The 15,982-nt window shown below is 39.4% G+C and carries 13 protein-coding genes; 4 read left to right on the top strand and 9 right to left on the bottom strand.

The annotated features are described in order from the left end of the window. Positions 1-4: 4 nt before the first annotated feature. The 5 genes from UABAM_RS03845 to UABAM_RS03865 form a co-directional block, all read right to left on the bottom strand. Complete coding sequence (locus UABAM_RS03845; RefSeq protein ID WP_151966681.1) at positions 5-1,093, bottom strand: alpha/beta hydrolase; 1,089 nt, start codon at positions 1,091-1,093, stop codon at positions 5-7. 11 nt (positions 1,094-1,104) lie between these two features. Continuing rightward, the gene (locus UABAM_RS03850) at positions 1,105-2,127 is read right to left on the bottom strand and encodes a permease (RefSeq protein WP_151966682.1); all 1,023 of its coding nucleotides are present in this window, start codon (positions 2,125-2,127) and stop codon (positions 1,105-1,107) included. 9 nt (positions 2,128-2,136) lie between these two features. Next, positions 2,137-3,909 (bottom strand): SLC13 family permease, encoded by a 1,773-nt coding sequence (locus tag UABAM_RS03855; RefSeq protein WP_151966683.1) that lies wholly within the window; start codon positions 3,907-3,909, stop codon positions 2,137-2,139. A gap of 63 nt (positions 3,910-3,972) precedes the next feature. Further along, positions 3,973-4,665, bottom strand: a complete 693-nt coding sequence (locus UABAM_RS03860; RefSeq protein ID WP_151966684.1) for a hypothetical protein — start codon at positions 4,663-4,665, stop codon at positions 3,973-3,975. A 9-nt stretch (positions 4,666-4,674) separates the two neighbouring features. Beyond that, positions 4,675-5,457, bottom strand: coding sequence for a DUF1295 domain-containing protein (locus UABAM_RS03865; RefSeq protein ID WP_151966685.1), 783 nt, complete (start codon positions 5,455-5,457; stop codon positions 4,675-4,677). Positions 5,458-5,753: 296 nt separating this feature from the next. On the opposite strand from UABAM_RS03865, the gene UABAM_RS03870 reads away from it, so the two are divergent. Further along, positions 5,754-6,569, top strand: a complete 816-nt coding sequence (locus UABAM_RS03870) for a fatty acid desaturase family protein (protein WP_151966686.1) — start codon at positions 5,754-5,756, stop codon at positions 6,567-6,569. A 40-nt stretch (positions 6,570-6,609) separates the two neighbouring features. On the opposite strand, the gene UABAM_RS03875 is transcribed toward UABAM_RS03870, so the two are convergent. Then, positions 6,610-7,239, bottom strand: coding sequence for a TetR/AcrR family transcriptional regulator (locus tag UABAM_RS03875; protein ID WP_151966687.1), 630 nt, complete (start codon positions 7,237-7,239; stop codon positions 6,610-6,612). Positions 7,240-7,506: 267 nt separating this feature from the next. On the opposite strand from UABAM_RS03875, the gene UABAM_RS03880 reads away from it, so the two are divergent. Beyond that, positions 7,507-8,601, top strand: coding sequence for an efflux RND transporter periplasmic adaptor subunit (locus UABAM_RS03880; protein WP_151966688.1), 1,095 nt, complete (start codon positions 7,507-7,509; stop codon positions 8,599-8,601). Then, positions 8,598-11,621 (top strand): efflux RND transporter permease subunit, encoded by a 3,024-nt coding sequence (locus tag UABAM_RS03885; protein WP_151966689.1) that lies wholly within the window; start codon positions 8,598-8,600, stop codon positions 11,619-11,621. Before UABAM_RS03880 ends, UABAM_RS03885 begins: the two co-directional genes overlap by 4 nt. A 55-nt stretch (positions 11,622-11,676) precedes the next feature. Here UABAM_RS03885 and UABAM_RS03890 read toward each other — a convergent pair whose 3' ends face one another. Then, positions 11,677-12,441, bottom strand: a complete 765-nt coding sequence (locus UABAM_RS03890) for a hypothetical protein (protein WP_151966690.1) — start codon at positions 12,439-12,441, stop codon at positions 11,677-11,679. Further along, positions 12,438-12,968, bottom strand: coding sequence for an RNA polymerase sigma factor (locus UABAM_RS03895; protein WP_151966691.1), 531 nt, complete (start codon positions 12,966-12,968; stop codon positions 12,438-12,440). Before UABAM_RS03895 ends, UABAM_RS03890 begins: the two co-directional genes overlap by 4 nt. A gap of 547 nt (positions 12,969-13,515) precedes the next feature. Here UABAM_RS03895 and UABAM_RS03900 point away from each other — a divergent pair. After that, positions 13,516-14,802, top strand: a complete 1,287-nt coding sequence (locus UABAM_RS03900; RefSeq protein ID WP_261344000.1) for an IS4 family transposase — start codon at positions 13,516-13,518, stop codon at positions 14,800-14,802. A 235-nt stretch (positions 14,803-15,037) separates the two neighbouring features. Here UABAM_RS03900 and UABAM_RS34110 read toward each other — a convergent pair whose 3' ends face one another. Next, positions 15,038-15,868 carry a TauD/TfdA dioxygenase family protein gene (locus tag UABAM_RS34110; protein WP_152021956.1) on the bottom strand — a complete coding sequence of 277 codons (831 nt, stop codon included), beginning with the start codon at positions 15,866-15,868 and terminating at the stop codon, positions 15,038-15,040. Between the last annotated feature and the right edge of the window lie 114 nt (positions 15,869-15,982).

Consider the following 15,982-nt stretch of genomic DNA (forward strand, 5'->3'; position numbering starts at 1 on the left):
CGTCCTATTCTGGAACTGTAATGTTTTTATCGGCAAATGCAATGTGTACCTTGAAGTCATGACCGGGTTTTTTTATTTGCACAGTACCATTATCAACAATGGCGATTTCGCTATTGTTAGTGGTCATTTCTGCTTCCAATGCGGTAAAGTTCATTTCATGGGCCAGTTGGGCAATAGGAATGACATGCATATTATTTTTCGGGTTTAGGGCGTAAGACAACTCACGTACTTTATCACAAAATTTTCCGTACAGGTAAGTAATGGGCATTTTTCCACGTCGCGCCCATGCCGATTCGTTGTGCATGCCTTGCGGGTCTTCATGGTAAAAAATGTTGTAGAAGTCTTGTAGTCCAAGTTCTTTGAGGGCAACATATACCTCACGCATAAACCACACCATATTACCTTCATCGTCTCCCTCTAACCAACCGCCATCGATATATATCTTGGAATCCTTCGGAAAAACTAACGAGCCATCTTGTATATCTTTTACCACGCGGACATGATCCCACCAAAAAGAAGGTGACAGACAAGCCGCTTTGGAAAAAACTTTCGGATACCAACCTAAAATATAAAAAGAGGCAAGTCCTCCCAATGAAGATCCCATAAGCCCGGTGTGTTGTCGTGAGCGCAATGTGCGAAACTTTTTATCGATAAACGGCTTGAGCTCTTCGACGATAAACTTGGCATATTCGCGCAAGTGCCCTCCTTCGTTGTTACCGTATTTACAATTACTTTGTGTGGGGGTGTAGTCGTAAATGCGTTGCTCTCCGGTGTTGTAGATACCAACAACAATGATACCCTTTAGAAGTTTTTGTGCAATGAGAGCGTTGATGTTGTCATCGAGATGCCATTCGCCGACAAATGATGTTTTTTCATCGAATAGATTTTGTCCATCATGAGCATACAAAACGGGGTAACGATGAATTCCTAAGTAATAATCTGGAGGTAAGTAAACGATAATCGTGGGGGTTTTTTTTACATATTTTGATTTGTAGTGTCGTGGATCGAAAAGTAATAAGTGCCCTTCTTTTCCCCATTCGTTGTATTTGAGTTTTTGCAATATTGTTCGAAAGAAAAAACGAACTTTTTCCATAATGTTCTCACTTACTTTTTTGAACAGCAGCTAGTTTTTTTTCTTCTTGGAATATAAGCATTCACAAAAAGTACGATCAAAAATACAGCACAAGCAACAGCAAATGGTGACGATTCATGACCATGGTGGTGGTGATGTATCATCGTGTTGATGTGCGGATAAAAATAGTCAAACATAAAGCCAAAAGAGATGGCGGTGATAATGATAGACGCCAAGTAGGCAACAAGAACTTTTTTACCCATTTTACCCCAGACATAAGACATTGTTGCGCTGTTAGTTGCTGGGCCAGTGATCAAAAAAATTAATGCTGCCCCAGGAGAAAGTCCTTTGCCGATAAGAGCTACGGCAATGGGAATAGAACCCGTGGAGCATACATACATTGGTAGACCAATGATAATCATCGCCAAATAAGATACGACAGGCGAATGCAAATATTGGTCTACGAAAGATTGCGGTAAGGCAAAGGCGATAACACCACCAATGATAATACCAATCAAAAGCCATTTGCCGATGCTGTGTACAATATCAAAAAAAGCATAGCGAAAGATACTGACGAATTTGTTTCGCCATGTCTTTGTGCTTTGTTGTTGTGGTGGATCTTCCGCTGTGCTAGTGGCATCTTGTTGTGAGAAACAGTTGGTAACAACGCCGGAAAAGATGCCGGAAAACATCGCGGTAATGGGGCGCACGATAGCCCACACCGGACCAAGCATGCCGTAAGTAACGGCAATAGAATCTACACCGGTATTTGGTGTAGAGGTTAAAAATGATATTGTGGCACCTGGACTTGCTCCTTCTTCATGTAGGTGCGAAGCCACGGGAATGACAGCGCAAGAGCACAGAGGCAAGGGAACACCCACTAAAGCTGACTTTACAACGCTGGCAAAACTAGGTTTTGATAAGTGACGCAATATGTGGTTTTTAGAAGAAATACTATGTAGAAGACCTGCGCATAAAAATCCAAATAACAAATACGGAGACATTTCTACAGTGATTGCCCAGGTTTCCTTCATAATCCCGTACAAAATATCCATGTTATATACCTAAAAAATGAAGATTTGTCCTAATAAGTAACACATAATTGTCACGATAAAAATACCAATAATATTCAACATGAAGCCCGTTTTCGCCATAGTTGCGATGGAAAATCGGTCTGATCCATACATAATGGCATTTGGTGCTGTTGCCACAGGAAGCATGAAGGCAAAAGATGCCGAAATTGCTGCGGGCATCATCAGTAATGCTGGATTGGCATCTATCGACACGGCCGTGATTCCTAAAATAGGCATCATCACATTTGTTACCGCAGTATTTGACGTAACTTCGGTGAGGAAGGTCATAAATGTGCACAATATTAACATCACTAAAATAGTTGGAAAACGTGCAATGTGTTGTAAACCTTCTCCTAACCACTGAGATAAACCCGTATGGTCAAAAGCACGTGCGAGTGCTATACCACCACCAAAGAGTAGCAACATTCCCCAAGGAATTTTTTGTGCGGTAGGCCAGTCGAGTAATTTTCCGCTTCTTTGCATAGGAAAACTAAACATGACAAGAGCCATCAAGATAGCTACAGTGGTATCGTCGCATTTGGGCAAGTTGAATGTACTGGCCCATCCAGGTATTACCATAAAGCCTAAATTGATATTTTTACGGAAAATCCATAGTAAGGACGTGATCAAAAACAGAATGGCGGTGGCTTTTTCATCGCGCGTCATTCTGCCTAGGTCGCGAATTTCCCCTTCTAAAATTTCGCGGCTACTGTCGTCGCTTGATTTGGGCAGGCGAAACATGAATATCATGTAACCCCACATAATGAAAAGTAATACAATGACCGTTGGAATCCCAACTGCCATCCAACTGGCAAATGAAATCTCTTTGACACGACGGTGAGGACGAATCAAATTGGGGTAATTCGATTCGAGAAGTAGGCGATTTGAGAGTAAAGCGTCTGTAGAATTTTGGTTATCGACGGATTGTTGTTGTTGTGAAAGTGGTTTGGTCTTCATAATGGCGTTGATGGCGACGAGTAGCGAAGGCAAAATTTTGTCGTCTTTTGCTTCTTGGAGTTGCTTGCGCATTTCGAGAGGCAGATTTTCGCGTAATGTCGTCATTTCAAAGGCGTTGCTTTCGCGTAACTCACGTAAAAATTCACTGGGATTTTTTAAACTATTGTTGGCATTTAATTCAATAAAGTCGCGACGTGTTTTTTCATAACGCTGCATCATAATGAGGTTGGGAGGCGTTCCGATCGGAGTTCCGACTCCGCCAATGCTCGCAGAGTAAGCTATGGATAGTAGAAAAGCGGCTGCAAGACGTGTATTGTCGAATTTTTTTTCTAACTGTGCCACGACGGCCAAAGCAATAGGCAACATCATCAAGGTTGTTGCTGTATTTGAGATCCACATCGATAAAGTCGCCGTGGCGATCATAAACCCAAGTAAAAGTTGCCGTGGATTTGTTCCCACGCGATAAATAACGTTTAGGGCGATGCGTTTGTGTAAGTTAACTTTTTCGATAACCGTTGCAATGAAAAAACCTCCCATTAACAATAGAACCATCCGATCACCATATGCCGGGCCGATATCTTTCGTTCCCATCACGTCCAAGAAAGGAAAAGCGGCGAGGGGAATGATGGAGGTTGCAGGAATGGGAATGGCTTCGCTTACCCACCAACAAGCCATCAGTGCAGCTACGGCGAGAACTTTTACCATTTCTGGCGTAAGTCCACTCTCTGATTGTGTATCAAGTGAATGTGCCCAGGATAGAAGGAGGATAAATAAAAAAATACCGAGTAAAAAACCTATTTTTTTCATTTTTTTCTTTCGTAAAAAAACCACGAAGTCATTCACTCCGTGGTCCTATTTATAGCGGTGTTGTTACTTTTTACTTTTTCCCTTGGCGCGCATATTTACATAGAGATGAAAGTCATCACTGTTGCGAATAGCTCCCAGGAGTGCAGAGTAAGGAGTGATACCAAACTCTGTGAATTTGTACTTTCCTAATGCTTCTACAAAGAGAGTACCATTTTTTAATTTCATGTTACCAGGTATTTCCCTAGTAATGGTTTTACCTTTAACTGTCAAAGACAGTTTGATGAGTTTGTTAAACTTACGTTCACCTACCTGGGTTTCTTTGTCAATGATTTGTAATACTTTGGCTTTGATATAGGTATGATTTTTCGAGTCGAGTTGCGAAGATGACAACATATTCGTGCGCACTTTTTTGCGATCCGAATCGGATAACTTTGTAAATTTTCTTGAAAAAGCCCCCAACTTGTTCAATGTAGGATTCCACATTTTTGAAAGAGGGTGGTAGTCCGCATATAGATTATCGGCTTTTATTTTGATAGAAAACGTGGTGTCGTTCTCATTTTTGTGACTGTAATTCAGTGTCGCGTCAAACTTGTAGGCATAGATTAAGTGATCATGTGCTAAATAAGATGCAACTCCTGCCTTTTGTACGACAACAGATAGCAGTGATTTATTACCTACAACTGTAAATTCCTCATTTAAGCCATAGGTAAATATTGTCATAAAACACAAAATGGCACAAAGTAATGTCTTTTTCATTTTGTTCTCCTATTTTTTGGGAAACCATGGAAAGAAAGCATTGGTCTTTTCTATATAATCTTTGTACTGCGGTTTGGTTTTTACCAAGTTTTTTTCTAAAAGTTTAACGCCAGAAATGCGAACTAAAAAGAAATTCATGATTAAAGTACTGGCAACACAAGCATAACCGCCATTTGCGCAAGCCAACAAATAAAAAGCCCACCACACCATTGCATCTCCAAAATAGTTTGGATGGCGTGTAAACGCCCAAAAGCCACTGTTGAGTACTTTTCCTTTGTTTTGCGGATTTTTCTTAAAACGTGAGAGTTGCCAATCTCCACCAGCCTCAAAAGAAATTCCAATCACCCAGCAAACAATGGCGGCGATGGTAAAGGCATTCCATGGTGTGGTATTTTCTACGGCAAATTGAGCGGAAAGTAGAGGGGCCGATACAACCCACATCACAACTCCCTGTAACATAAAAACACGATAAAAACTTTTCCACCACCAATTTTTGCCATGTGCCTTACGCCACGCTTGATAGCGGTAATCTTCAGGTTTTCCTAAATTGCGGGCGGCGAGATATAGTGATAGTCGCAACCCCCAAATACTTGCCAAGGACAATGTGAGTAAGTTCGCTTCCCAAGTCCCTCCACATTGAATATGGTAGAAAAATGCCAAAACGACGAAACCAGAACCCCAAAATATATCAATGATGCTGGCATCTTTTTTGAGAAGGCTCATAATCCATATGGTTGAAACGTATAAAAATACGACTCCACCTCCCCATAAAAATATTGTGTAATAATCCATATGCTAATCCTTTGTTGCAAAACGAATAGGTAACTTGTGGCGTTTGTGGTTTAGAGTGGTAGTGTTTCATGAATTGTTGCGCAATACTTTCCATAATATCATGGTGTGTTTTTATTGACAACCATTTACCAGGAAAGATTTAGCGATTTCTCGGTTGTGTCAACTGTGTATGACAGATAACAAGCGTATGCAAAAAAGCAAATTTTCTATAGATTTTTGCTACGTTTCGTTCTATTATGTAGCTATATTTTTAGCAACTACCAATGTTTAGACCGCTTCTTTCTAGGAGTAAAAATATGAAAAGCTCTGGATATGCCGAACTTCCGAGATTAGAAACTCTAGGTAGAGATTTACTTGAAACTTCACTATTCCAAAAATATCTGACTGTCCTGCGTCCTTTCGTGACAGTGACCGTTTTTATTTTGGCGGCATATTTAGAGTGGTGGTATGTTCTCCCGCTTTTGATGTTTCTGATATTTGTAGCGGTAGTCAACGCGACTCATGATATCGTTCACAATAGCATCGGATTGTCACGCCTGCAAAGTGAGTGGCTAATGTTTATCATGGGGGCTATTTTACTAGAGAGCGGACACGCATATCGCAAAACACACCACTATCATCATCGTAATTTCCCCGATCACAGCGATTTAGAAGGTACACCAGCGCATATTGGTTTTTGGCGAAGTGTACTCCATGGTCCCGTATTTATACCACGTTTATGGATATGGGCGTTTAAACATAGCGAGAAAGGCTCGATGGAAAGAAGATTGCTTATTGTCGAAGCGTTGTGGCCTTTTGTTTTTATCGCGATCAGTATTAGTGTTTTGCCATGGACGTTTGCACCATTGTTTTATGCAATCATGGCTATTGTGGGGAGTTGGGTGTATCCAGCGCTCAACGTATATTGGCTACATAAAGATTTTGGTGATGATGCAATTCACCAGAGCCGTACAGTACGCGGCTGGGTTTTTTGTGAATTGTTTTTAGGACTTAGTTATCACTTGGAACATCACCTATATCCGCAGGTTCCCAGCCATAATTTACCCAAACTGGCAAAAAGGCTGGACCCATTTCTTGAAGAACAAGGTGTACGTATTTATCATTTGTTTTGAGTAGTTGTCCGTAAGAACATAATCGTTCTACAATTTTGCCTTATTCAAAGTCGTAACTTTTTGAATATATATCGACCACCGATTGGACAGTTTCTTCAATTTCCTGTTCACTGACGTCTTGCTCTAAGTTTAGTAATAACTTTAAATGATAGGTACCCTGTATCATCGAAAAAAAATGGTCCGCAGCTCGTTGTGGTGATTTTATATCCATCTTGCCTTTTTTGTTTTGTTCGTGAAAGTATTTCTCGAGCATATCGAGCATACGTTGTGGGCCGGCCTCAAAAAATATTTCGCATGCTCGTTGGTGTTTCGCGGCATCACTCATGAGGAGTCTTTGCATCAAAATACATTGATGTGAAAAGATTAAATTTGCAAAGCCTCGGCCCAGTTTTTCTAGAACTTCTCGTGGGGAAAGTCCTTGACGGTCTAGTAATTCTACCGAGGGACTAAAAGCATCGCATCTCTCCATAATAACACAGCGAAATAAATTTTCTTTTGTTTGAAAATGCGAGTACACTGTTTGTTTGGAGACACCTGCTTTTGCAGCAACAGCATCCATACTCGTATGTCCATATCCCAACTCTAACAACAAAGTTGTCGCAGAGTCTATAATGGCGCGTTTTTTCTCTAAATCGCGTGGGCGACCAGCATGTTTTTTTATTTTTGACATAAAAAATTCCAAATTGTAGTTGTTTTTTAGACTAACTAGTCTTATAATTGATTTCTAGACTTTGGAGTCTTTAAATATATTTCTGCGATTACAAAATAACATGTATTACCTGTTTCCCTTTACTTCTATTATAATAACATTTTCTTTAATAATCAAGTTCTAAACAAATAGAGTTGCCTTTCTCACAACGAACATATTTTGTTTTAATACTAGACGGTCTAGTTTTTTTGTTGTGCAGCGAATTAGCTTTTATGAGGAGATCCTACATTGAAAAAACTACAAAAGCTGTTTGTCATTACTATCACTGTTGCGGTTGTTTACACGGCGACATTGGTTTTACAAACAAAAAAAGATGTGAAGAAAGAACCACGCAAGACATTTTATGTGGCGGTGCATAAAGTAAAAAAAGTGAATCGTTATGTTGTCAAGTATCCCTATGTAGGCAAAATAGCCGCAAAACGTACTAGCCAAGTTGGTTTTGAGATCTCTGGGCAAATTGAAAGTCTTGTGTTTGATGAAGGTGACTTTGTCCGAAAAGGACAAAAAATAGCCACACTGAACGTTGATAGGCTACTCGCGAGGAAATCCGAATTAATCAGTAAATTAAAAAGTGCCAAAGCAAATTTAGAATTGGCAAAATTAACGCTAAATCGTTTTCGCAATGCAAAATTAGGTGTTTCTTTCCAAAACCTAGATGAGGCACAGCAAAATTACTATATGCAAAAGGCGAATGTTTCTTTGGCACAAGCGCAAATCAAAACCGTGGAGGTCGATATCAAAAAGTCGACGCTGTTTGCACCATTTACGGGGACGATCTCTAAAGTGTATATTGATCTAGGGCAAGTTGTTTCCCTACAACAACCGGTGATTTGGTTGATGTCAAATCATCTTCTCGAAGCACAGGTGGGCATCACAAGAGAGGGGATTGACAATATCACCATAGGCAAAAAATATCCTATCGAAATACACGGGCGAAAGGTGACAGCAGTGGCCACTGCTATTTTACCAAACCGTACGTCAATGAGTCGTACTATTGATGTTATTTTCGATCTACCGCGTCTTGAGGGTGTTGCTGTAGGCGATTTGGCGGTTTTTTACACAAAGTACACAAAACAAAAAAAAGGCACATGGATACCAATCTCGTCCTTAGTGGAAGGCGTAAGAGGACTGTGGAGTTGTTACGTTGCTGTACCACAAAAACATCAATATCGTTTAGTTGCACATCCACTACAAATACATGCGTATCGAAATAATTATGTTTTTGTGGAAAGTAATTTACGCAATGGTGACTATGTTGTAAGTACAGGGATTCATCGGGTGACCGCAGGAAAATTTGTTCAGATATTGGAGTCTCAACCGTGAATCTATTGACATTATTTTATCGTAACCGCTATTTGTTGGCATGTGCAATTGTGATTGCCATGGTTTCGGGAACTACGGCATTTCTTGAAATTCCGCGTCTAGAAGATCCGCGATTAGACAATCGCAATGCCATCATTTTGACATCTTTTCCCGGCGCTTCTGCCGCAAGAGTGGAGAGTCTTGTCACCGAGAAAATAGAGGCTCAATTGTTAGAGATCAAAGAAATAAAAACAATGAAATCTACTTCTCGCGCAGGCATTTCCTCTATTAGTGTGGAGTTGCAAGATTCGATCACCAACACCAACAACCAAGATATTTTTTCTAAAATTCGCGACGAATTAAAAGACGCCAAACAATTTCTTCCAAAAGAAGTTGGCGAACCGGTGTTAGACGATACACGTACGACGTCATTTACTGTTGTATATGCACTCAGTAGCAGTAATACAAATCTCAGTATCACTTCACGTTTAGCTACCGAATTGGCAAATCGTTTTCGCAATGTTTCGGGTACTGAAATTGTACGTGTTTACGGTAGTATTGAAGAAGAGTATCGCGTAGAACTTAACGTTGAAGAAGTGACTGCTTTGGGAATTACACCCCAGGAAATACAAAACGCTTTGACAAATGCAGATGTAAAAACACCCGCCGGAGTGATGTATGGTTCGAAAAATTCGATTGCCATGGAGGTACGTGGTGCATTTGATACAATCGCAACCATAGAAAATACGCCTATTCGCAATGGTATGTTGTTTTTGCGAGACATTGCTGTTGTCAAAAAAATCGCCAAAGACCCTCCTCAAGAAATAGGAATCGTGCAAAATAATCGCGCAATTCTTATTGCCGCACGTATACAAGAGAACGAACAAATGCACAAGTGGATGGAAACTATTCATCATCGCGCAAAATTGTTTCGCCGCTATTTGGATGATGAAACAACTCTCCGTTGCGTGTTTGACCAAGGCAAATACACATACAAACGTTTACTAAATTTATATGAGAACCTCATTATGGGTTGCGTTTTGGTGATGATGATCATTTTTTTGGTGATGGGATGGCGTTCCGCGGTAATTGTTAGCTTTGCATTACCCTTTAGTGTAGCACTTGCGCTGTTCATTATCATGTTATCTGGTGAGCAGCTACATCAGATGTCTATTTTTGGTATGATTATTGCCGTGGGATTACTTATTGATAATGCCATCGTGGTCACCGACGAAGTTGTGATGCACATTCACAACGGCTGTGGTCGTTTACAGGCAATAGAAAAAACAATCCGGCATCTTTTTGTTCCTTTACTTTCCTCTACGTTTACCACGGTATTAGGATTTATGCCGGTTTTTTTACTGGCGGGCAATATAGGTGATTTTATCAGTTCTATTGCAAAGAGTGTGGTCGCATCGTTATGTGTATCCTTTTTGGCTTCGATGACCATTATTCCAGCTCTTGCGGCGATATTCGCGCGGAAAAGTACCCATAGGTGGTGGCAAAGAGGTCTTCGTAGTAAAACGTTACTGGGTTGGTACTCTGCAACTCTAAAGTTTTTTGTGAAATACCGTAAAATGACGGTTTTTTATATTGCAGGTGTTGCGTTATTTGGTTTTATCGCAGCTGCGCAGTTACAAGAACAGTTTTTTCCGGGCGCAGATCGTAATCAGTTTGAAATTCAGGTGTGGTTACCAGAACAATCTTCTATATACGAAACGCAGCGTACGGTTCGCGAAATGAATGAACAATTACAAAAATTTACCCAAATAGATTCATTCATGTGGATGATAGGCAATAGTTTTCCGTCGGTGTATTACAACATGCTAATGACAAAAGATAATTCTCCATTTTATGCAAATGCCATTGTCAATACCAAAAATGCCAACATCGTGCGTCACTTAGTTCCGCAAATTCAAAACGCGTTAAACCGGAAATTTCCACAAGCACAATGTGTTGTACGTATATTTGGGCAAGGTCCACCGAGGGAAGCACCTCTAGAATTTCGCATTTACGGCGTTTCTATTGACAAGTTGCGTCACTATGGAGAGAAAATAAAAGCTATCTTACTGAACGACGAACAAGTGCTGCACGCCCAAACAACCATAACTTCGGGAATACCAAAACTGTGGTTGGATGTCGATCGCCGTGAAACTCTCACAGCGGGATTGACTTTAAAGGACATTGCGACAAAGACATACAGTAGTATCCAAGGAGTCTCAGGAGGTTCTGTTCTCGAAGAATTGGAAGAAATTCCCGTAACGATTCGTTACCCAAACGATTACCGACGTAAGTTTTATCACATCGCAACGATGAATGTGCAAGGTGTTCCCTTGAATGCGATTGGACGTTTGGAGATGCAACCAACGACAAATGCAATTACGCGTTACAATCATGAACGTTGCAATATTGTTCGTGGTTATCTATACCACGATGCTCTTCCCATAGAAGTCACCAAACGCGTTATGCAAAAGATTCGCACGTTACAGTTAGAAGAGGGATACTCTATTTCTATTGGTGGGGACAGCGAAGAAAAAGGAAAAGCTGTGGCGTCTTTGCTTCGCTATATTCCGGTATTGATGACTTTGATGTTGGCCACTCTAGTTCTGACATTTAACCGTTTATCATTGACGTTTATTATCGGTTGCGTGGCAATTCTATCGGTTGGTTTTGGTTTATTCTCTTTATGGATGTTTTCGTATCCTTTGGGGTTTAATCCATTTTTGGGAATCGCAGGTCTAATTGGCATTGCCCTTAATGACACGATTGTGGTTTTAGCAGGACTCCATGCGATCAAAGGTAAGGCAAACCCACAGCAAATAGTAGATACGGTTGTTCACTGTACGCGACATATTTTATCGACAACATTGACAACCATAGCCAGTTTTTTACCACTGCTTCTCTTTAGTGGAGGAACATTTTGGCCACCATTGGCGATTGTCATCAGTGGCGGTATTTTTGGCGCGACAACTTTGTCTTTGATTTTTGTTCCTTGCTTGTTTTGCATTGTGTACGATGTAAAAGATGAGGTCAAGGAATAGTTCTTTATGTAACCTCTGTGTTTTTCATCACAGAGGTTACATCGAAGTTAAATGGTTATTCTATTGCGTGAATTGCGGGAAAAAAAAGTTGATGTGTTTTTATTAGTGCGCCACTGTTTAAGATGAATATGGGCAAGCAAAAGCAAAAAAGAGCAATGGAGATTAATAGAAAACTATTTACATAGAGAGAACAATACTGGTAGAAAACGGCGTAAAGATTTAGGCTCCACCAGAATAAAAAAATAACGAGAAAACCTGCAAATACTTTGGTAAAAGAATAAAAGTTTTTTTTGCGATAGATAACGCGATATTGTTCAACAAGTATGTAAGTAGCACACGAAAAACTGAGCATAAAAGTAAACATGGTGTATTTGGGGTAACTATGAATAATAAACATAAGACTCAAAATGGCAAATAATGTCAACAACAGGTTATTCAATAGTACGCTGCCGCGTTTACCCGCGTATATGTACATACTGACAAGTAACAACATACTTCCGGGTATTAGCAAAGAGAAATCGACAAATAATCCTTGGTGGATATGTCGTAAATTTAAAGAGGTAAACAGAATATACTGTGCGGCTATACAGAAAAAAGTCGCGGGTAAAATTAAAAACAAATTTTGCAAAATGCGTTGTGTAATATGGGGAACATCACTGTTTTCTTGTGGAGAAACGTTATTGTTTAGCAACATTTGAATTTTATATTGTTTTTGCAATGTTTCCGCGCAACAGGAACACGATTTTAAATGTTCCACAAAGCCTTCACATCCCAGCATTTCATTACCAATTAGTTCGCTGTATAATTGTAGTGTATTCATAGGTCTTTTCCTTTCAATTTGTCATATAAAAGCGCTCGTGCATGGAATAATCGCGACTTTACAGTTCCCGGAGGGCATTTCAAAATTTCGGCCATATCCTCAATAGAATAATCCGTAGACAAGCGAATGACATGTTGGTGTTTGAGCGATAGTTCGCCAATGGCAATCTCAAGTACCTCTGCTGTTGATGTTTGGTCATGAGCAACGTCTTGGCGCTCACGTTGCTGATGGTAATTCCGCAGATGTTGTATTTCTTTTTGCTGTTTCTTCAATGCATTTGTGACCAAATTCATGGCAATGCGTAGTAGCCACGTTTTAAATTTCGCTTGACGGGATTTGTAAGACAACCGGTAACGAAAAACACGAATGAACGTTTCTTGGCAAATATCATCGGCATCGCTAGCGTTTTTTATATATTTTTTTATAAAAGACAGCACTTGTGGTGAAAACAAGTGTAAAAGTTTCTCAAATGCCTTTAGATCACCTTGCTGCATTCTGGCAACAACGTTTTCTATTTTTTCTTCCATACCAAATCCTAATCAAAAATATTTACAGGCGTATACCACGCAATATTCTAAAAGGTTCAAAATTTTTTTATAAATATAAAATATACCTTCCTAGAAAGTCTCATATTTGTGATTCCTGCTTTGGCACATAGCCGTTAAACTGAGATATAAAACCTTATGGTGTCATCCCTGCAAAAGCACATGGCTGTCAAGCTAAGATATAAGCCTCTTATTGTGTCATCCCTGCAAAAGTAGGGATCCAGCGTTTACAAGTTAACTTTATATTGCTGGTTTCCCGCTTACGCGGGAATGACACGGATTTGTCAGTCTTTATTACGAAAGTTTCACTCTTAGCTTGACACATATGTGCAAAAGCAGGGATCCAGCGTTTACAAGTCAACTTTATATTGCTGGTTTCCCGCTTACGCGGGAATGACATGGATTTGTAAGCCTTTATTAAGAAAGTTTTGCTCTTAGCTTGACAGATCAAGCCCATTGACTTAAGCGTAAGTATATAGTATAAAATAATTTAAAACAGTAAAAGAAGAGATTATGAAAAAAAAGAGTAATAGATAAAAGTAAAGAACTATTAGAGTCAGAGCGTTTCAAAAAAATGCATCGTAAAAACGAAAAAGACTTTACAAGAGAAAGAAAACTACCTTTTTCAAGATTAATGGTATTCATGATACGTAAAAGCATAAAATCAATACAAAATAGGCTAAACGAATTCGTAAAAGACTTGCTTACAAATTTTACAACGGTAACCTCAGGAGCATATACAAAAGCAAGGAAAAAGCTGAATTATACAGCCTTTATAGAGTTAAATAAGCAAGCAGTAGTTGAAACATTGTATGAAGATGAAGACTACAGAAAATACAAAGGTTTTCGTCTATGTGCAATAGACGGATCAAAAGTAAGACTTCCAAATGAAAAAGAGATAGAAGAACATTTTGGCACAATAAGATATAAAAATAAAAACATAAGTGTAGAAGGATCACACGCATTTGCAACAGTGTCAGTACTTTATGATCTACTAAACGAAATCGCAATTGATAGCGAAATAGGACACTGTAAAAAAGATGAAGAGCTATTTGCTTACAAACACTTTCAACATGCAAATGAAAATGATCTCATTCTCTTCGACAGAGGTTATTGTTCATATACCCTGTTAGCACATTTATGTAAAAAAGGTATCAATTTTGTAGTTAGATGTCCTGTTAATTCTTTCTATCAAGCAAACAAAATGTTTAAGCAGAAAATTGAGAGCTGTATTACAACTATTGAACCTCCTGACGATAAAAAGAAATTAGTTAATGACCAGTCTCTACCATCGAAAATTTCTGTACGTTTTGTTCGTGTTATGCTTGATACAGGTGATGTTGAAGTCCTTGTTTCTTCCTTAGTGGATGAACAATTGTACCCCACTGATGATTTTAAAGAGCTTTATTGGTTTAGATGGGGTATAGAAACTTTCTTTGATCGCATTAAAAACCGTCTTGACCTTGAGAATTTCACTGGCAAAACTACTCTATCTGTTCAACAAGATTTCTATGCTACTATTTACATTAGTGGTCTTGAATCTATTCTTATTGAAGATGCTCAAGATATTCTTGATCAGAAAACTTCTAGCAATAAGTATCCTCAGCAGGTCAATAAATCCGTTTCTTTTAATACCATTAAAAACTACGCTCTTGATTTACTTTTTGAAAATGACTCTGATTTACTTTTTGAAAAACTTACTCAACTTTTTCTTTCTTCTCCTACTTGCATTCGAAAAGATCGCCCTCGACCCCGAGTTAAATCTCCTCGAAAACAAGTTAATTACTATAAAAGAAAACGAAAACCTACTTACTAGATTTTCTTAAGTCAATGGGCTTGGCTTGACAGATATGCGTCTACGCGGGAATGACATGGATTTGTAAGCCTTTATTAAGAAAGTTTTGCTCTTAGCTTGACAGATATGCGCCTACACGGGAATGACATGGCTTTGGAAGTCTTTGTTGAGTGTTGTTGGAGGGCAATTTGGTATTTCAAAAATAAAAACGCGGTACAACGTATGATCTGTTGTACCGTGTTTTTTGTAGAAGAATTTATTTGTAAGACTCGAGATTAGGATTGTCGTAGGGAGGATTGCTTAAAACGTGAACGCGTCGAATGTGACGTGGGGAATGAGAAATGAATGCTTCTCTACCATGTAAAAGTGTAAAATTGTCGGCGATGACAATATCTCCTTCGCGCCACTGATGCGCATAAATATGACGTGGGTCGTAAATAGCCTCTTTTATACTACGGTGAAATATTTGCAATTCTTCATCACTGATTCCGGTGTATTGAAGGTCAGGTGGATTGATAAAATCTTCTCCCTCATGCGGTTCCATATAGCGAATTACCGAATAGTCTTTGAAAGGATGTTTGGTGATAATGGGGGAGACTACCTTGCTATGATAAAACTCCATTTTTCTTTGATAAACACCTGTCACTTTACTCCAAAGTCTTTTCAATTCCGGTGAGGTATGGTCTAATGCTAATATGGTGTTCGAGAAAATGGTTCTTCCGCCTTTCCCTGCTGGCGGAGCTGCGACACAGTGAAAAATCTGGTATTCTGGAACTTGCGAGCGATACATTCCATCCCAATGCATGGGCACATAACTACTGTCAAAAATATGATCTTGTGGATCGTGTTGTTGCTGCAATTCTAGTACTTTTCCAAAGGGCCAAACACTTACTTCTCCCCACGAATCACAGTAGTTTGGAAAGTCTTCCGGGGCTTGAAAGGTTTCAAACCCTCTCAATAAAACGAGATGCTCTTCCCCGAATAATTTACGAGCACCTTCTATGTCTAAATCGTTGATGCTGACATTTTCATCCCAAGGTTCTAAAAGTACCCCAAATGGCTTTAGGTGAGTGATTCTGTAATTCACCGTGTCTTCTTCCATGCGATATACTCTTAGTCTTCGGGATCGTGTAATAGACATGGCTGTTTTTTTTAATGTATAGTGGCTGGGACGACCATTGGAATAGATAACTTTTCCCCC

The organism is Candidatus Uabimicrobium amorphum, from assembly GCF_009002475.1.
GTDB classification, from domain to species: Bacteria; Planctomycetota; Uabimicrobiia; order Uabimicrobiales; family Uabimicrobiaceae; genus Uabimicrobium; species Uabimicrobium amorphum.